This is a genomic window from Clostridium sp. 001 (assembly GCF_019056555.1).
Taxonomy (GTDB): domain Bacteria; phylum Bacillota; class Clostridia; order Clostridiales; family Clostridiaceae; genus Clostridium_B; species Clostridium_B ragsdalei.
On record NZ_CP020473.1, the window covers coordinates 3178136 to 3196322 of the forward strand.

The window sequence follows — 18187 nt, forward strand, 5'->3', positions numbered from 1 at the left end:
ATGAAAATTGCTTTTATAGCACATGATAAAAAGAAAGATGATATAGTAGATTTTGTAAAAAGATATAGAGATGTTTTTGAAGGCCATGAGATTTTTGCTACAGGAACTACAGGAAAACTTATAAATGAGATGACAGGTCTAAAAGTTAATAGATTTCTTTCAGGACCTTTAGGTGGGGACCAGGAAATAGGAAGTAAAGTGGCACAGGGAGAAATGGATATAGTTATTTTTTTAAGAGATCCTTTAACTTCACAACCACATGAACCAGATATTGCTGCATTGCTTAGAATCTGTGATGTTCACTGTGTTCCTCTAGCTACTAATCTAGGTTCTGCAGAAGTTTTTGTAAAAGCACTAAAGTCACATAATTAATAGACAAGCTATATTTTTTTAGTTAATAGTTAAGAATGAAGAATTAATAGTTAATGTGGATTCTTTTACGTTACATTTAAAACATAGGCTATTGGAGCTTTGCTTCAATAGCCTATGTTTTAGATTTTTTGAAGTGTTAACGGAAAAAAATCATCCATAACTATTAATTCTTAACTATTAATTTTTAATTATTGAAAGTATGCTTAAGTAATAAATAGGTCGCCCCTTAAATATATATAATTATGTGTATCATTTTAAATGGGGGAATCTATATTGGGAAATTATGATTCGGAATACCAAAATTATTATAATTCTTTAAAAGGAAGAGCCAATTATTCACCGCACCATGATAGAATGAGAAGTAGTGGGGGTTTCTTTTTTCAAAAGAGTAATTATTTGGTCAAGAGAATTATAAGGGATCTAATAGGAGTTTTAGTGTTATTTGCATTCGTTATAGTTTGTAAAATTATACAGACTCCACAGACTAAAAGTGTATATAGTTATTCTAAGGAAATTGTGGATGAAAATTATGATTATAGCAAAATAGAAACTCAACTCAAAAATATAAATATAAATGATATTAAAAACGGGGCTGAAAATGTAATGAATCGAATTAGAGTAAATGAAGAAGAATAAATTTTAAGAGGTATTTCTGTGATTAAAATAAGTAAATATTTTATACCATATGTGATATTCCTGATTTTCATAGGGTATAAAGGGAAACTTATTTATACTTTTATTATAGTTTTTTTCCATGAAATGGTTCATTATTTAGTTGCTAGATATTATAAATTTTCTGGGTTTGACATAGAATTTATAGCAATAGGGACAGTTATAAAACTTAAGGATCTAGATGAAGCATTTCCACGAGAGGATTTAATAATTTCAATTTCTGGTCCTGCAGCTAATTTAATCTTTAGTGCAGTTTTTTATTTTGCATATAAAAATTTTTATTTAAGCATTTTCTATATGCTCTTCTCTATAAATTTAGCTATAGGATTATTTAATTTAATACCGGCTTTTCCTTTGGATGGGGGAAGAATATTGAGAAGTATTCTAAACTTAAAAATGACTTATAGAAAAGCAAATAGAATTATGATAATAACAAGTATATTTATTGGAATAGCACTTATGTTTATGTACATTCTCTTATTTTTAAATGGATATAGCAATTTTAGTATAGGAATAATAGGGATATTTATAGTTACTACTTCTTTAAGGGAAAATGAAAGGATATCATATATAATTATGGGTGATATAATTAGAAAAAGATATAAATTTATAAAGAGAGGTTATATTGAAAATAGAACTTTATCAATACACTATAGACAGGATTTGCTTACAGCTATGGGGTTGTTTGATAAGAATAAGTATAATACATTTATGGTCTTAGATGATGAGATGAATTTAATGGATACAATATATGAAGAAGAGATTATAGAAGGGTTGAAGTTATATGGAAATATAACTCTAGAAAAATTTATTGAAATATTAAATGATAAATAATACTTTTTAACCTAAGGAAGGAGCAAGATTGTATAGATTTTGTCTTTGCCTTAGGTTTATATATTTTAAATTATTTTTGGTTATGCTAAAATATAGGAATGATACCTAAGAGGAGGATTTTTAATGAATAGAATTTCTGATGATATATTATTTAAAGTGGAAAAACCTGCCCGCTATATTGGAGGGGAAATGAATTCCTATGTAAAAAATAAAGATGAAGTAGATATTAGATATGCATTTTGCTTTCCGGATGTATATGAAGTTGGAATGTCATACCTTGGTATGAAAATACTTTACTACATACTAAATGAAAGAAAAGATACTTATTGTGAAAGAGTATTTGCACCTTGGCCTGATATGGAAGAACTTATGAGAAAAAATAATATATCACTTTATGGACTTGAGAGCAAAGATCCTATAAAGAATTTTGATTTTATAGGGTTCACTCTTCAATATGAAATGAGTTATACTAATATTTTAAATATGTTAAATTTGGCTGGACTTTCTGTTAGAGCTTCTGATAGAGGAGAAGAAGATCCTATAATTATGTGTGGAGGGCCTTGTGCCTATAACCCTGAGCCTCTCTTTGATATAGCAGATATGTTTGCTTTAGGTGAATCTGAGGAACAGATGAACGAGATTATGGATCTTTACAAAGAGTATAGAGGAAGAAAAAAAGAGTTCTTAAGGGCGGTGTGCCATATAGAGGGTATATATGTGCCTTCTCTTTATGATGTAAACTATAATGAAGATGGAACCATAAGAGAATTTAAACCGCTTTATGATGATGTGCCACCTAAGATTACTAAAAGGATAATCAAAAATTTTAATGATGTGGAATATCCAGATAAAATTATAGTGCCTTATACAGATATAGTACATGATAGGATAACTCTTGAGACTTTTAGGGGATGTACTAGAGGTTGTAGGTTTTGTCAGGCAGGTATGATATACAGACCTGTAAGGGAGAAAAAAACATCTAAACTTTTAGAAACAGCAGATAAACTTATAAAAAGTACAGGATATTCAGAGGTATCACTTACTTCTTTGAGCATATGTGATTATTCAGATTTAAAAAATTTAGTTGTTAATTTTATAAATGAACATGAAAAAGACAAAGTGGGGTTATCCTTGCCTTCACTTAGAATAGATTCTTTTTCTGTAGGACTTATAAATGAAATACAAAAGGTTAGGAAAACTGGACTTACTTTTGCACCAGAGGCAGGAAGTCAGAGAATGAGAGATGTAATAAATAAGGGTGTTACAGAGAAAAATTTGATGGATTCTGTAAGCAGTGCTTTTGAGTCTGGATGGTCTACAATAAAGTTGTATTTTATGATAGGGCTTCCCTACGAAACTATGGAAGATGTAAAGGAAATTGCACATTTATCCCAAAAAGTAGTGGATGAATATTTCAAAGTACCTAAGGATAAAAGAAAAAAAGGATTAAAAGTAACAGTTAGTACTTCCATATTTGTACCAAAGCCTTTTACACCATTTCAGTGGACGGCTCAAATAAAAATGGAAGATGTTAAAGAAGAGATTAGAGAATTGAGATCTTCCATAAGCAGTAGACATATAGTATATAATTGGCATGAAAGTCCTTTAAGCTATTTGGAAGCTGTATTTGCAAGGGGAGATAGAAGGCTTTGTGAAGTACTTATTAAAGCTTACGAAAAAGGAGCTAAGTTTGATAGTTGGTCGGAGTATTTCAATTTTGATTTATGGGAAGAAGCTTTTAAAGAATGTAATGTAGATGGGGATTTTTATGCTTATAGAAATAGAAGTTATGAAGAAATACTTCCCTGGGATTTCATAGATATAGGAGTAAATAAGAAATTCCTAATAGAAGAAAATGAAAGAGCTAAAAAGGCTGAAGTAACTCCAGATTGTAGATTGGGATGTAAAAATTGTGGAGTTAATGTTAATTTAGGAGGTGAATGCTTTGAGGGCGCAGTATTTAATAAAGTTCAGTAAAAAACATAGTATAAGATTTATAGGGCACCTTGATTTATTGAGAACCATACAGAGGATGATAAAGAGATCAGAGCTTCCTGTAGAATATTCTAAGGGATTTAATCCACATATAAATATGTCTATAGCACAGCCTCTAGCTGTAGGAGTTTATTCCTGCGGAGAATATATGGACTTATATTTTGAAGAAGAAGTTTTAGAAGATCATATTAAAGAAAAATTAAATAAAAGTGCACCTAGTGGAATAGAAGTGTTAAGGGTAGATAAGGTAAAAAATGTAGAAAATAAAAAAGTGTTTAAATCCATGGCAGAAATAAATGCAGCTAAGTATATAATTAACATAAAATATAAAGATGTAAGTAAGCTTAAAGAAAATATGGAAAACTTAATGAAATGCCCAACTTGGAATACAATAAAGAAGACCAAGAAGGGAGAGAAAGAAGTAGATATAAAAAAGTTAGTAAAAAAATTGGACTATGATGTTTTTGAAAATAAGCTTAGATTAGAAACTGTGATAAGTTGTGGAAGTGTAGAAAATTTATCTCCAGAACTTTTATCAAGTTTTATACAAGACAATACGGAAAATTCTGATAAAGATTGTTTTATTGATATAATGAGAGAAGAAGTATATGGGAGAAGACAAAATAAGTTATTCCCATTATATGAGTATGTATCAGACTTATATTAACCTGAAGGAGAGGTGAACTATGGTTTGGAAGAAATATTTGTTGAAAGAAGTGTGGAAGGTTTTTTGAGAATTGCTATAAAGGATAATGGTATTCTAAAGGAATGCCACATTCAGGAAGAAAAGGGCAATGCTTACCCGGGAGAAGTGTACATAGGTGTAGTTAAAAATGTAGTACCAGCTATAAAATGTGCTTTTATAGATATAAACTGCAGGAGAAATGCCTATATGTATATGGATAGCAAATTTAGAAATCTTAACTTAAAAAAAGGTGAAAAAATTTTGGTACAGGTCACAAAGGAAGATTATGGAAGAAAAGGAGCTAAAGTTATCAAAATTATAAGCTTACCAGGTAAATATTGTGTTTTAAGTAATTTTAGCAAAGGCATGAAGTTTTCACAAAAAATACAGGATGAATCCTTTAAGAAGCTTATACTGGAGAAAATAAAAATACCATCAGGTATTGGGGTAATGATAAGAACCGATGCCCAGAATATTCCATCAGAATTTATAAACAAAGAAATACATAAGTTGAATGATATATATAATAAGTTAAAAAATAAAGCTCAGTATGCTCTAAAGCCTGAACTCATGTTTGATAGTGGGGGTGCACTTGGTGAAGTACTTAGAGATAGATTGTGGGACAGTAATTTAAAGATATATGTAAATAATGATGTGGATTATAAATATATAGAGGATTTTCTAAAGGGTGTATGCAATGTAAATGCACACCTAGAACTGTATACGGGTGAAAAAACTCTTCTGTCTCATTATAATATGGAACATGAAATATTAAATTTACGAGATAATAGAATAGAATTAAATTGTGGTGGATATATAGTTATAAATAAAACAGAAGCTATGTTTGTAATAGATGTTAATTCGGGTAAAAACATAAGAAATAATAAAATGGATAAAACAGTATTTATAACTAATTTGCAAGCGGCAGAAGAAATTGCAAGGCAAATAGTGCTTAAAAATTTAAGTGGAATAATATTAATAGATTTTATAGATATGGAGGATGAGGTAGATAAGAAAAAGGTTATGGACAAACTTAAAGCTGGTTTTTTAAATAGCAAAAGTAAGGTTGTTGTATACCCTTTTACAGAGTTAAATCTAGTGCAGATAGCTAGAAAAAGACAGGGTAAACCAATATATGATTATATAGAGGAAGATTGCAGGTACTGTGATGGAACAGGAAAAAAAATAAAACTATCTTATATGATGGTTCTCATAAGAAATGAAATTTCAAATATAAGTTGTGACAGGAATGTAAAAGATTTTCACATACAGATAGATGTATCTTATGAAAAGGATGTTAAAAATAATATGGATAGGTTCATAAAAGGCATAGGTGCTGGGGACAAGAGAATATATATTACTTATGAAAAGAAAGTATCTTATAAGATAGAACCACTTGAGTTTATGAGCCAGATAGAGCATCTGAAAGAGTTTAAAGTAAATTGAAAAAACTTTACAAACAATAACATATGTGTTAAAATGACATCTGTAGACCGCTCAAAAAAGGTTTTATAAATTATAGAAAGAATGGATTTTCTATATACCTTTTAGGCGAGACTGGATTGAGGAGGTGTTTTAAATGTATGCAGTTGTAGCTACTGGTGGAAAACAGTATAAGGTTTCAGAAGGAGACGTTATATATGTTGAAAAATTAGATGCTGAAGTTGATTCAACAGTTGAACTTGACAAAGTTTTAGTAGTAGGTAAAGATGACGCAGGTGTAGTTATTGGAAAACCTGTAGTTGAAGGAGCTAAAGTAAGTGCTAAAGTATTGGCACAGGGAAAAGCTAAAAAAGTTATAGTCTTCAAGTATAAGGCTAAAAAGGATTACAGAAAGAAGCAGGGACATAGACAGCCTTACACTAAATTACAAATTGAAAAAATTGATGCGTAATTATGATTGAAGCATTTTTTAAAAGGAAATCCTGTAATTTGGTTTCAGTTGTACTTAAAGGCCATGCAGAGTCAGTCAACCAGGGGTATGACATGGTGTGTAGTGCTGTTTCTGCCATATCTCAAACTACTGTAATAGGAATAACAGAAGTGTTAAAGCTTAAATTAAAGTACTCTATAAAGGATGGATTTTTAAGCTTTTCTTTAAAAGATATGAAAGAGGATGACATTTTAAAATGTCAGGTGCTTATGGAAACTATGTTACTTGGTTTGAAAAGTATTGAATTTAATTTTGGTGAATATATAAATGTAAAGGTAGAGGAGGTGTAATTTTATGTTAATTATGAATCTTCAACTATTTGCCCACAAAAAAGGAGTAGGTAGTTCAAGGAATGGTAGAGATAGTGAATCCAAGAGATTAGGTACTAAATCTGCTGATGGACAGTTTGTTTTAGCTGGAAACATATTAGTTAGACAGCGAGGAACAAAAATTCATCCTGGAACTAACGTTGGAAGAGGATCTGACGATACTTTATTTGCAAAGATAGATGGTGTAGTTAGATACGAAAGAGTAGGAAAGACTAAAAAGAAGGCCAGCGTATATCCTTTAAAGTTAGAAGAATTAGCAGCTGAATAGTATTATTAAGGCACCCTAATGAGGGTGCTTTTTTAAAATTCCTTATTTTAAGAAAAAAGTTGTATACTGAGGTTAGAGTGAATTACTTACTTATCTGTGGGAATAATAAAATTTAGAATAAAGTGATTTTTTAATTTAATATAATTAACTTTTGAAAGGAAGTGAGCGGCATGTTCGTAGATACAGCTAAAATATTTGTAACCTCTGGAGATGGTGGAGATGGATCCATTTCTTTTAGAAGGGAAAAGTATGTAGCCTTTGGAGGACCAGATGGTGGAGATGGTGGAAAAGGCGGAGATGTTATACTTGTAGCAGATACAGAAAGTACTACACTTTTGGATTTTGCATATAGGAAAAAATATCGTGCAGAAAAAGGTGAAAATGGAGCAGGATCTAAGTGTTTTGGAAGAAATGGAAAAGATCTTTACATAAAAGTACCTATGGGAACAGTTGTAAGGGATGTGAAAACGAATAAAATAATGGCAGATCTTGCCCATCCTGAAGACAAATGCATAGTTGCAAAAGGTGGAAGAGGCGGAAGAGGAAATGTGAGGTTTACAACTTCTGTAAGGCAGGCACCAGATTTTGCTGAGCCAGGAATGCCAGGAGAAGAAAGATATATATCATTGGAACTTAAGTTACTGGCGGATGTAGGACTTTTGGGATTTCCAAATGTAGGTAAATCTACTCTTTTGTCTATAGTGACTAAGGCTACACCTAAAATTGCAAATTACCATTTTACAACATTGTCCCCTAATCTAGGGGTAACTAATATTTCAGGAATAAAGAGTTTTGTAATAGCAGATATACCGGGTATAATAGAAGGTGCAGCAGAAGGAGTAGGTCTTGGAATTGAATTTTTAAGACATATCCAAAGGACAAGGCTTTTAATACATGTAGTAGATATATCAGGAATTGAAGGAAGAGATGCTTTCGATGACTTTACCAAAATAAATAAGGAATTAAAAAAGTACGATGTGAAACTCTGGGATAAACCTCAGATAATTGCTGCAAACAAATCAGATATGCTATATGACAATGAATTATTTGAAAACTTTAGAAAAAAAGTTGGCAAGTTAGGATATGACAGGGTATTTAAAATATCTGCAGCTACAGGACAGGGTGTTAAAGAACTTATGAAGGAAGCTGCTAGGATACTAGGTACTATACCTGTAGAAAATATTGAAATAAATGAAGAAGATAAATTTGTACCTGAAGAAAAGAAATTTACTTATACCATAAGAAAAGAAGAAAATACTTTTATAGTGGAAGGAAGCTTTGTTGATAGGTTACTTGGAAGCGTAAATGTAAATGATCCTGACGAATTACGATATTTTTATAAGGTACTTAAAAACAAAGGAGTTATGCAGGAATTAATGGATATGGGAATTAAAGATGGGGATGTAGTTAAGCTGAATGATTTTGAATTTGATTATGTAATGTAATAAAAAAATAAATGGAGAGAAAATAGATGGTTAAAAAAGCTATTTTTGGGGGAACATTTGATCCAATACACAATGGACATATACATATAGCTTATGAAACTTTATATAGATTGGGAGTAGATAATATTGTATTTATACCGACAGGTAATCCTCCCCACAAAGCGAACAAAGATGTAACAAGTGCTTTTTTGAGATACGAGATGGTAAAGGCAGCTGTAGGTACGGAAAGTAAATTCTCTGTAAGTAAATATGAAATAAATAAACCTAATTTAAGCTATACGTATAATACCTTAAAACATTTTAATAAAGCTGAAAGGAAAACCAAATGGTATTTCCTAACGGGAGTAGACTGTCTAATGGACATTGAAAATTGGAACAGGGTAGAGGATATATTTAAGTTGTGCCAATTTATAGTATTTAATAGGCCAGGGTTTCCAGATTTTACTGCACAAAACATAAAAGAACAGAAAGAAAAAGTAGAAAAAAAGTATTCTACTAAAATTATATATTTAGATGCTCCTCTATTTGATATTTCTTCTACAGATATACGAAAAAATATTAAAATGGGCAGAAATGTGAGTTATCTTCTTCCCGAGAGTGTTTATGACATTATTAAACAACATAATCTTTATAAATGAAATTAAATAATTTTTTGGAGTGATAAGGGATGTGGAGTGAAGAACAGATCAAAGAATATTTAAATGAGAAGCTGAAGAAAAACAGATATGAGCATAGTTTGAGTGTACAGGATACGGCAATAAAGTTAGCTGAATTTTATCATGCGGATGTTAAAAAGGCAAGTACAGCAGGACTTGTTCATGATTGTGCTAAGCACATGTCAAATGATGAAATGTTGTCTATGGCACATGAGAATCAGGTTCCTATAGATGAAGTAAGTGCATTAAATCCTCAACTTCTCCATGGAAATATTGCTGCAGTGATAGCAAAAAATGTTATGGGGATTTATGATGAGGAAATATTGAGTGCAGTAGCTTGTCATACTACAGGTAAGAAAGATATGAATCTTTTAGAAAAGATAGTGTATATTGCAGATTACATAGAGCCTTTAAGAAATTTTCCAGGAGTAGCAATACTTAGAGAAGAGGCGTTTACAGATCTAGATACTGCACTCTTAGATGCCTTTAATAATACTATAAAAGTTGTAATTGATAGGGGACAACTCTTGCATGTAAATACAATTAGCGGCAGAAATTATTTGGTTTTTAAAAAAGCTCATAAATAAATTCTAATTGTATGCGAATAAATACGCTATAATTAGTATATTAAAAATTTTAAGCTTATTTTAGGAGGTTTTTTTATAATGGAAAAAGAAATAATAAGCACAAAAAAAGCACCAGGGGCTGTAGGACCTTATTCTCAGGCTGTTAAGGTTGGAAACTTTTTATTCACATCAGGCCAAATTCCACTGGATCCATCTACAGGAGAATTAGTTTCAAGTGACATTAAAAAGGCAACAGAGAGATCACTTGAAAACATAAAAGCTTTACTAGAAGAAGCAGGAACATGTTTTGATAAAGTTATTAAGACTACCGTATATGTAAAAAATATGTCAGATTTTGCAGCTGTAAATGAAGTATATGCAAAATACTTTAAAAAGGATATGCCTGCAAGATCTTGTGTAGAAGTAAAGCTTCCAAAAGATGCATTGGTTGAAGTAGAAGTAATAGCATTAGTTGATTAATTGTAGAGTTTCTAGTTTGAAAGTTGATTTATACTAAGCAATATACTGACAAATTTCATCACGCTAAAAACTTTTAATAAGTCTAAAGTTCGGTATTTTGAAAATCTAAAGGAGATTATATAAACTCGTACCTCAGACATATATAAGCTCCTAAGATTTTCTAAAATACCTTGCTAAGACTTATGGAAAAGTTTTTAAATGTGATTTCAATTTTGTCAGTATATTTTATGTATAAGTTCAAATTTCAATTAGAACCACTATATATCATTAACCCTATAATTGAATGTTGAAAAAATATCCGGAGTATAAGTTGATTTTTAAGCTAGAAAATTTACATATAGGGTTTCTAATTTAAGATTGCATCAGCAGCATTATATTTTAGATTTTTTGGAGTTTTAACGAAAGAAAATCATCCATAACAATTAATTCTTAACAATTAATTCTTAATTGTATTTAGCAGTTTGCTGCAGAAAGGAAAAGTTATATGAAAGAAAATAAGATAGTATTTATAGTAGATGAAAAAGATGAAGGATTGAAATTGAGATACTACCTGCAAAGAGTTCAAAAACTTTCAGGCAGACTTATAAAAGGGGCGGCCTTGAGTGGAAGGATAGAGATAAACAATAAAAGGGTAAAATTAAACCATATAGTAAAGTCAGGGGAAAGTATATCTTTAAACCTTGTAAAAGAGGAGTCTCAAAATGTAGAGCCTGATAAAATGGATATAGAAGTAGCATACGAAGATGATGATCTGATAGTTGTAAATAAAAGACCGGGTATAGTGGTGCATCCTACAAGAAGTTATCCTTCAGGTACTTTGGCTAATGGACTTATGTATTATTTTAAGGAGAAGGGAGAAGATTGTATAGTAAGATTAGTAAGTAGATTGGATATGGATACTTCAGGTCTTATAATAGTTGGAAAAAATCAATTTGCTCATATGGCTCTGGCAAGAGACATGAAAAGTGAAGAATTTGAAAAGAGTTATATTGCTGTCATTCATGGAAAGATGGAAGAAAATGAAGGAACTATAGATTTGCCAATATATAGACAAGAAGGAGAAGACATAAGAAGAATTATAGATGAAAGAGGACAGAAAAGCATTACTCACTATAAGGTAATAAAGGATTTTAAGAATGATCAGTTATTAAAGCTTACGTTAGAAACGGGAAGAACCCACCAAATAAGGGTACATTTAAGTTATTTAGGTCATCCTCTTTATGGAGATACATTGTATGGAAAAGAGAACGACAGTATGTATATAAATAGGCAGGCACTTCATGCTTATAGGCTTAAATTTCCACACCCTAGAGGAAATAAGATATTGGAGCTAGAAACTGCTATCCCAGAAGATATTCTAAAATTAATAGAAAAAATAAGCTAAAACTCTATGTATTTTAAGTTTCAGCTTATTTTAATATAATTATTTATTAGAGAATACACGTCTTTTCAACACAAATACAACAGCTAAAATTATAATGATAGGTGGTACAGCGAGTAAATACTTATTTTTCATAATAATTTTTTGCATATTGTTAGAATTTAATACTTGTTTTTCACCATGAGTTATGCTGCTTGCAAGCTTTAATTTTCCTATTTCTCTTCCTTCAAAGGATATAGAAGCTTCATCAACTATATCTCCCTTTTTAAAGAATCTAAACATTAAGTTTTTATCCTTTAGGGTTACCTGAGGTACATTTGTATCATCCTTAGCTTTGATATAGTAAAAATCATAAGCAGCAATCAGTGGAATAGAAAGTCCATCTTTATTATAAGTTGTGACTAAAGCTCCTTTTTGGTATAACTTGGTAAAGGTAAAATTGTTAAATCCAAAGTTAAATAAAGCTACTGCGTCAGGGAAAAAAGTTTTATTTTTATCGTGAATTAGTGCCACTATAAGCTGTTGTCCATTTCTTGTAGCTGTAGATACATAGGAGTGAAATGATTGTACGGTATATCCTGTTTTACCGCCTAGGCATCCACTGTAATAATAGGTGGATTGTTTTTGTATCAATTTATTTTCATTCCATACTTCCCTTGGCTGTGGGGATTTGTTGGTAGCTGGGATAGTATAAGATATAGTAGTAGCTATCTTAGAATATTCAGGATGCTTAGATAGTGCTCTCATCATTAGAGCTAAATCTCTTGCTGAGGTTTTATGGTTTTCATCAAATAATCCAGTAGGATTTACAAAATTGGTATTTTTAGCTCCAAGTTCCTTAGCCCTTTTATTCATCTTAGCTACAAACTTATCCATAGTACCACCTATATGTTCTGCTAGTGCTTCTGCACAATCGTTATCTGAAGCTAGCAGTAAACCATATAGCAAATCCTTTACAGTTAATTGCTCACCTTCACAGAGTCCAACTCTAGTTCCATCTACATTTGGTGGATTTTTACCGATTATAACTTTATCATTTAGATTTGTATTTTCAAGTGTTAAAAGTGCAGTCATTATTTTGGTAGTGGATGCTGGTGGATACGCAGTATCTGGGTCTTTAGAATACAAAAGCTGGCCAGTAGCTGCATCCAAAATTACAGCGCCATCAGCTGAAACAGGAGGAGGCATTTCTTTAGCATGAACTACTCCATAGGGATTATTAGAACAAATAAGCAAAAACAGTAGTGCAAATGTGACTATTCTTTTCATTTTTTCCTCCTTTAGGACAATTCCTAAATATTATATCAAAAAAATAATATATATGCGACATAATTTTTTTAAATTGTCAATAATTTAAATTATAAACATAAATATATTTCATTGCAAATTACAATTATATAAGAGGGGAATAGTAATGAGAGATAAGAAAAAAATTGTAGGTTCAATTGTTATTTTGATTGTATTTGCCTTATTCTTAATTATAGGGTATGTGAACTCGAGACCATCCAGTAATACTGCAGTGAAGAGTGAAGAAGTATTTAAAGATCAGGATAATGCTGGAGAAGCCTCTAAAAGTAAGCCATATAAAGGCATAACCGTATATGTAAATGGAGAAGTTAAAAATCCTGGAGTGTATAAATTGAAAAATGATAGTAGAATACAGGATATTGTAAAGGAAGCAGGTGGATTTACAGCTGCAGCGGATACAAGTAAACTAAATTTAGCTAAGAAGTTAAAGGATGAAGATTATATATATGTAGACAAAAAAGTAGAGAATGGGACAAATAAGGTTGAATCTGGTGGGAAAGGAGGCAGTAGTGGAGGAGTAGGACAGGATGGAAAGGTAAATATAAACAAAGCTTCCAAAGAAGAATTAAAAACAATACCTGGAGTTGGAGATGTTACTGCTCAAAAGATAATAGACTATAGAGAAAAAAATGGGGATTTTTCTTCTATTGAGGATTTAAAAAAGGTAGGAAGAATAGGTGATAAAACCATTGAAAAGATAAAGGATAAGATAGAGGTAAGGTAGATATAGATAGATGAAGTTTGTTATAAAATGGTGTACAATATTGTAGAGAATGAATTTCTATTGGAGGTGTTATTTTGAAGCATAAGAGACTAACAGAACTTGCTCGAACTTCTGGGTGAGCAGCTAAAATAGGACCGGAGGTCCTTTCTAAAATACTGGGTAAGTTACCTCGAATGGAAAATGAAAATTTAATGGTTGGAATAGAGACTTCGGATGATGCTGCGGTTTATAAATTAGATAATGATACAGCAGTAATACAAACACTTGATTTTTTTACACCAATAGTGGATGATCCTTATACTTTTGGTCAAATAGCTGCAGCAAATTCTCTAAGTGATATATATGCGATGGGAGGAAAGCCTAAAGTAGCACTTAATATAGTTTGTTTTCCTTCCTGTCTTCCTGAAGAGGTGCTAGGAGAAATACTAAGAGGTGGTGCTGATAAAGTTATTGAAGCAGGTGCAGTAGTAGTTGGAGGCCATACTGTAGAGGATAATGAGCCTAAATATGGGTTGTCAGTTATGGGACTCGTACATCCTAGTAACATACTTAAAAATTGTGGATCTGAAGTAGGGGATGTAATTATACTTACTAAGCCTTTAGGTATAGGAATAATTAATACTGCAATAAAAGGAGAAATGGCATCTAAAGAAGCTTATGATAAGGCAATTAAAGTTATGTCTACTTTAAATAAGTACGCAGGAGAAATAGTAAGTAAATACTCTGTAAGTGCATGTACAGATATAACTGGTTTTGGAATTATGGGGCACGGATATGAAATGGCTTCTGCATCTGGTGTTACATTAAAGCTTTATGCAAGTAGAATACCTTATATACAAGAGGCAAGAGAATATGCCGAAATGGGATTGGTACCGGCAGGTGCATATAGAAATAAAGACTATTTGAAAGGTAAATATTCAATAGAAAATGTACCTGAGTGGATGGAAGATATTTTATTTGATCCACAGACGTCTGGTGGACTTCTTATAACCTGCAGCAAATCAGAAGGTATTAAAATTATGAAGGAACTTTCAAAGCTTGAAGTAAAATCTTCTGTAATAGGTGAAGTCGTACCTTTTCAGGAGAAGAAATATATAGAAGTAGAATAATGGTTTAAAGGAGTGAAAGTCAAGTTGTGGATAAAAAACAATTATTAAGAAAACTTCCTAAAATGGATGAACTCTTGAATGAAGAAATTGTAAAATTAGAGACTGGCACTACAATGAAAGAAATTGTAATGGAATCTTTAAGAGAAGCTGTAGACAATTATAGAAATCTTATTTTAAAGGGTAAAATTGAAGACTTTACAAAAGAAGGTATATTGAAAAGCTTTAGAATAATAATTGAAGAAAAAAAGCAGCCCAACTTGAAAAATGTAATAAATGCTACGGGAGTTATCATACATACTAATCTAGGGAGATCCATTTTAAGTGATGGTGCTTTAAAGAATGTAATTGATGCAGCTCATAATTATAGTAATTTAGAATATGACCTGGAAAAAGGCACAAGAGGATCTAGGTATAGCCACGTAGAAGAGCTGATTAAAAGGATTACAGGAGCAGAGGCTTCTTTAGTTGTAAATAACAATGCAGCTGCAGTAGTCTTGGTTTTAAATACTCTTTGCAGTGGAAAGGAAGCCATAGTGTCTAGGGGACAACTGGTGGAAATAGGGGGTTCTTTTAGAATACCTGAAGTTATGGAATTTAGTGGAGTCAATCTTGTGGAAGTAGGAACAACTAATAAAACTCATCTGAGAGATTATGAAAATGCCCTTAGTGAAAATACGGGAGCATTTTTAAAAGTTCACACATCTAATTTTAAAATAATTGGTTTTTCAGAAGAGGTGTCTTTAGAAGAAATGGTGAAACTATCAGTAAAAAGCAGGATACCGGTAGTAGAGGATATAGGAAGTGGAACACTTATAGATTTTTCTAGATATGGATTTGAGTATGAGCCTACAGTACAGGAAAGCATAGATAAAGGTGTTGATGTAGTTACTTTTAGTGGAGATAAAATGCTGGGAGGGCCTCAGGCGGGCATAATTGTAGGAAAGAAAAAATATATAGACAAGATGAAAGAAAATCAGCTTACAAGGGCTCTTAGAATAGATAAAATGACTCTTGCAGCTCTTGAAGGCACATTAAAATATTATCTAGATGAAAGTGAAGCAATAAAAAATATACCAACACTGCATATGATACTTGCAAGTGAATACGAGCAAAAACGCAGAGCTCTTATTTTGAAGGAGAAACTTGAAGATAAGAATTTGAATTTTAAATTTACTGTAGAAGAAGATTATTCCATGGTAGGAGGGGGATCCATGCCAGGACAAAAAATACCTACCTATGTAATTAAAGCAGAAAGCAGCAGTGTGTCACCAGAACAGGTTGATAAAAAGTTTAGAAAGAGAAGAGTACCTATAATTGTACGATTAGCGCATAATCAAGTTATAATGGATTTAAGAACTATGCTAGATAGGGATTTTGATATTTTGGTAGATGCTTTTACAGAGTTGTAGCTTAAGGTATTTTCTTTGAAATGCCTAACTTGATACATTTCAGTTTGGAGGTAATTTTGTATGAGGCATGTTGTAATAGGAACAGCGGGGCATATAGACCATGGCAAAACTGCACTTATAAGAGCCTTGACGGGAAGGGAAACTGACACTTTAAAAGAAGAGAAAGAAAGAGGAATATCAATAAACCTTGGATTTACTTTCTTTGATTTGCCATCAGGAAAAAAAGCTGGAATTATAGATGTACCTGGTCACGAAAAATTTATAAAAAATATGTTAGCTGGGGTTAGTGGTATAGATTTAGTACTTATGGTGATTGCAGCAGATGAGGGAGTTATGCCGCAGACTAGAGAGCACTTTGAAATACTTCAACTTTTAAATGTAAATAAAGGTATAATTGTGGTTACTAAAATAGATTTAGTAGATGAAGAGTGGCTGGATATGGTAATAGAGGATATAAAGAAAGAGTTTAAAGGAACTTTTTTAGAGAATGCTCCCATATGCAAAGTTTCTTCTAAAACTAAAATTGGTTTAGATTCTCTGGCAAGAGAAATAGATAGACTTACAGAAGATGTTTCCTGTAAAGATATAAGAGGACATTTTAGGCTTCCTGTAGACAGAGTTTTTTCTATAAGTGGATTTGGCACAGTTGTAACGGGTACTGTAATTAGTGGAAGTATTAGAGAAGGTGAACAAGTACAAATATATCCTTCCAAAGTATTATCTAAAGTGAGAGGCATACAAATAAATGATAAACAGGTAAAAAAAGCTGAAGCAGGTGAAAGATGCGGAATAAATTTAGCAAATGTAAAAACTAGTAGTATAGATAGGGGAGATGTCATATCATTAGAAAATTTAATGGAACCATCTCTCATGATAGATTGCAAATTACATTATTTAAAGAGTGCACCAAAACCTCTGAAGAATAGACAAAGGGTAAGGATTTACCATGGTACCAGTGAAATCATATGTAGGGTAGTGATACTTGATAAGAAGGAAGTAAATCCAGGAGAAGATTCTTACATTCAATTTAGATTGGAAAAGCAGCTTACTTCCCAGAGAAAAGATAGATTTGTAATAAGAAGTTATTCTCCTATGAGTACAATAGGTGGAGGAATCATAATAGAACCTTCTGCTAAGAAAGCTAAAAGATTTAATGAGGAATATATAGAAGAGTTAAGAATAAAGGAAAAAGGGAATACACAAAATATACTAGAAGGTGTCATTAAAAATTTGAGCGAAAGTTATCCTAAAGAAGAGGATATATTAAAGGCTTTGGGTAAAAACGAAGTCAGCATAAAGAATCAGTTAAAAAAGCTAGTAGATAGTGGAACAATAGTAATATTAAATGGAGGAGAAAAAAATGTATATCTTCATAAAGATTTTTTGAATGAAAAAATTAATGTATTAGAGGATATATTAGAAAAGTTTCATGAAAATAATCCTTTAAAAATAGGAATATCAAAAGAAGAAATTAAAAATAAAGTATTTGGGAAAAAAATTAAGCAAAAAATATATGATTGTATAATGGAGTTTTTAGAGGATAAAAATGTTATAAATACTTACAAAAATTTTGTATCCCTAATAGATTTTAAACCTAAATACAATGATATGCAGAATGATATTAGAAAAAATATACTGAGTGAGTTTAAAAAGCAAAAGTTTATTCCACCAAAGTACTCGGATTTAGAGAGTAGGTGCAAGGATAAAAAATCATTTAGAATGGTATTTGAATCTTTAGTTGATAGGGAAGATATAGTTAAAATTTCTGAGAATTTCTGGCTTCTCTCTGAGTACTATCAAAAGGCTAAAGATATTGTAATAAATTTTATAAAGGAGCATGGAAACATATCAATTGCTGAATTTAGAGATGAACTACAAACCAGCAGAAAGTATGCTTTAGCACTTATGGAGCATTTTGATACTATAAAGTTTACCAAGAGGATGGAAGATAAAAGAATCCTTTATTAACCACATATGAATTCGTTGACATTGGGTTTTGGTTTACTTATAATAGTACTTGG

Annotated in this window: 19 protein-coding genes; 18 read left to right on the forward strand and 1 reads right to left on the reverse strand. The window is 31.4% G+C overall.

The genetic code is table 11. The features are described from left to right. The 14 genes from mgsA to B5S50_RS14815 all read left to right on the forward strand — a co-directional run bounded on the left by mgsA (position 1) and on the right by B5S50_RS14815 (position 11619). Positions 1-372, forward strand: a complete 372-nt coding sequence (gene mgsA, locus B5S50_RS14750) for a methylglyoxal synthase (RefSeq protein WP_065078846.1) — start codon at positions 1-3, stop codon at positions 370-372. A gap of 273 nt (positions 373-645) precedes the next feature. Then, positions 646-1008 carry an endopeptidase gene (locus tag B5S50_RS14755; protein ID WP_065078845.1) on the forward strand — a complete coding sequence of 121 codons (363 nt, stop codon included), beginning with the start codon at positions 646-648 and terminating at the stop codon, positions 1006-1008. Positions 1009-1026: 18 nt separating this feature from the next. Beyond that, positions 1027-1878: a M50 family metallopeptidase gene (locus tag B5S50_RS14760; RefSeq protein ID WP_065078844.1), complete on the forward strand. Its 852-nt coding sequence runs from the start codon at positions 1027-1029 to the stop codon at positions 1876-1878. A gap of 123 nt (positions 1879-2001) precedes the next feature. Beyond that, a complete protein-coding gene (locus B5S50_RS14765; protein WP_065078843.1) occupies positions 2002-3855 on the forward strand; it encodes a TIGR03960 family B12-binding radical SAM protein in 1854 nt (617 codons plus the stop codon). Then, positions 3824-4540 carry a TIGR03936 family radical SAM-associated protein gene (locus tag B5S50_RS14770; RefSeq protein WP_217302188.1) on the forward strand — a complete coding sequence of 239 codons (717 nt, stop codon included), beginning with the start codon at positions 3824-3826 and terminating at the stop codon, positions 4538-4540. The genes B5S50_RS14765 and B5S50_RS14770 overlap by 32 nt, the downstream gene beginning before the upstream one ends. A gap of 24 nt (positions 4541-4564) precedes the next feature. Further along, positions 4565-6004: a ribonuclease E/G gene (locus B5S50_RS14775; protein WP_065078841.1), complete on the forward strand. Its 1440-nt coding sequence runs from the start codon at positions 4565-4567 to the stop codon at positions 6002-6004. Positions 6005-6137: 133 nt separating this feature from the next. Next, positions 6138-6452, forward strand: a complete 315-nt coding sequence (gene rplU, locus B5S50_RS14780) for a 50S ribosomal protein L21 (RefSeq protein WP_013237406.1) — start codon at positions 6138-6140, stop codon at positions 6450-6452. A gap of 2 nt (positions 6453-6454) precedes the next feature. Beyond that, on the forward strand, positions 6455-6781 hold the full coding sequence (locus tag B5S50_RS14785) for a ribosomal-processing cysteine protease Prp (protein WP_065078840.1): 327 nt from the start codon (positions 6455-6457) through the stop codon (positions 6779-6781). Between the two features lie 4 nt (positions 6782-6785). Continuing rightward, entirely contained in the window at positions 6786-7088 is a 303-nt protein-coding gene (gene rpmA, locus B5S50_RS14790; RefSeq protein WP_013237408.1) for a 50S ribosomal protein L27, read from the forward strand. Between the two features lie 170 nt (positions 7089-7258). Then, complete coding sequence (gene obgE / locus B5S50_RS14795; protein ID WP_065078839.1) at positions 7259-8533, forward strand: GTPase ObgE; 1275 nt, start codon at positions 7259-7261, stop codon at positions 8531-8533. A gap of 26 nt (positions 8534-8559) precedes the next feature. After that, positions 8560-9171, forward strand: coding sequence for a nicotinate-nucleotide adenylyltransferase (nadD, locus tag B5S50_RS14800; protein WP_065078838.1), 612 nt, complete (start codon positions 8560-8562; stop codon positions 9169-9171). A gap of 29 nt (positions 9172-9200) precedes the next feature. Continuing rightward, complete coding sequence (gene yqeK, locus B5S50_RS14805) at positions 9201-9776, forward strand: bis(5'-nucleosyl)-tetraphosphatase (symmetrical) YqeK (RefSeq protein WP_065078837.1); 576 nt, start codon at positions 9201-9203, stop codon at positions 9774-9776. A gap of 78 nt (positions 9777-9854) precedes the next feature. Then, the gene (locus B5S50_RS14810; protein ID WP_065078836.1) at positions 9855-10235 is read left to right on the forward strand and encodes a RidA family protein; all 381 of its coding nucleotides are present in this window, start codon (positions 9855-9857) and stop codon (positions 10233-10235) included. Positions 10236-10719: 484 nt separating this feature from the next. Next, positions 10720-11619 carry an RluA family pseudouridine synthase gene (locus tag B5S50_RS14815; protein ID WP_217302189.1) on the forward strand — a complete coding sequence of 300 codons (900 nt, stop codon included), beginning with the start codon at positions 10720-10722 and terminating at the stop codon, positions 11617-11619. A gap of 39 nt (positions 11620-11658) precedes the next feature. Here the strand turns inward: B5S50_RS14815 and B5S50_RS14820 are convergent, their stop codons facing one another. Beyond that, positions 11659-12885 (reverse strand): D-alanyl-D-alanine carboxypeptidase family protein, encoded by a 1227-nt coding sequence (locus tag B5S50_RS14820; protein WP_065079319.1) that lies wholly within the window; start codon positions 12883-12885, stop codon positions 11659-11661. A gap of 145 nt (positions 12886-13030) precedes the next feature. Here B5S50_RS14820 and B5S50_RS14825 point away from each other — a divergent pair, with 145 nt between their 5' ends. The 4 genes from B5S50_RS14825 (at position 13031) to selB (ending at position 18134) form a co-directional block, all read left to right on the forward strand. Further along, on the forward strand, positions 13031-13648 hold the full coding sequence (locus B5S50_RS14825) for a helix-hairpin-helix domain-containing protein (RefSeq protein WP_065079318.1): 618 nt from the start codon (positions 13031-13033) through the stop codon (positions 13646-13648). Between the two features lie 74 nt (positions 13649-13722). Next, positions 13723-14757 (forward strand): selenide, water dikinase SelD, encoded by a 1035-nt coding sequence (gene selD, locus B5S50_RS14830; RefSeq protein ID WP_154105005.1) that lies wholly within the window; start codon positions 13723-13725, stop codon positions 14755-14757. A 26-nt stretch (positions 14758-14783) separates the two neighbouring features. Continuing rightward, the gene (selA, locus tag B5S50_RS14835) at positions 14784-16166 is read left to right on the forward strand and encodes an L-seryl-tRNA(Sec) selenium transferase (RefSeq protein WP_217302190.1); all 1383 of its coding nucleotides are present in this window, start codon (positions 14784-14786) and stop codon (positions 16164-16166) included. A 60-nt stretch (positions 16167-16226) separates the two neighbouring features. Then, positions 16227-18134 carry a selenocysteine-specific translation elongation factor gene (selB, locus tag B5S50_RS14840; RefSeq protein WP_065079315.1) on the forward strand — a complete coding sequence of 636 codons (1908 nt, stop codon included), beginning with the start codon at positions 16227-16229 and terminating at the stop codon, positions 18132-18134. Positions 18135-18187 lie beyond the last annotated feature (53 nt).

Coding starts and splice junctions, on each gene's coding strand:
- mgsA (WP_065078846.1), top strand. CDS start 1: ATGAAAATTGCTTTTATAGCACATGATAAAAAGAAAGATGATATAGTA.
- B5S50_RS14765 (WP_065078843.1), top strand. CDS start 2,002: ATGAATAGAATTTCTGATGATATATTATTTAAAGTGGAAAAACCTGCC.
- rplU (WP_013237406.1), top strand. CDS start 6,138: ATGTATGCAGTTGTAGCTACTGGTGGAAAACAGTATAAGGTTTCAGAA.
- B5S50_RS14785 (WP_065078840.1), top strand. CDS start 6,455: ATGATTGAAGCATTTTTTAAAAGGAAATCCTGTAATTTGGTTTCAGTT.
- rpmA (WP_013237408.1), top strand. CDS start 6,786: ATGTTAATTATGAATCTTCAACTATTTGCCCACAAAAAAGGAGTAGGT.
- obgE (WP_065078839.1), top strand. CDS start 7,259: ATGTTCGTAGATACAGCTAAAATATTTGTAACCTCTGGAGATGGTGGA.
- nadD (WP_065078838.1), top strand. CDS start 8,560: ATGGTTAAAAAAGCTATTTTTGGGGGAACATTTGATCCAATACACAAT.
- yqeK (WP_065078837.1), top strand. CDS start 9,201: ATGTGGAGTGAAGAACAGATCAAAGAATATTTAAATGAGAAGCTGAAG.
- B5S50_RS14810 (WP_065078836.1), top strand. CDS start 9,855: ATGGAAAAAGAAATAATAAGCACAAAAAAAGCACCAGGGGCTGTAGGA.
- B5S50_RS14815 (WP_217302189.1), top strand. CDS start 10,720: ATGAAAGAAAATAAGATAGTATTTATAGTAGATGAAAAAGATGAAGGA.
- B5S50_RS14820 (WP_065079319.1), bottom strand. CDS start 12,885: ATGAAAAGAATAGTCACATTTGCACTACTGTTTTTGCTTATTTGTTCT.
- B5S50_RS14825 (WP_065079318.1), top strand. CDS start 13,031: ATGAGAGATAAGAAAAAAATTGTAGGTTCAATTGTTATTTTGATTGTA.
- selB (WP_065079315.1), top strand. CDS start 16,227: ATGAGGCATGTTGTAATAGGAACAGCGGGGCATATAGACCATGGCAAA.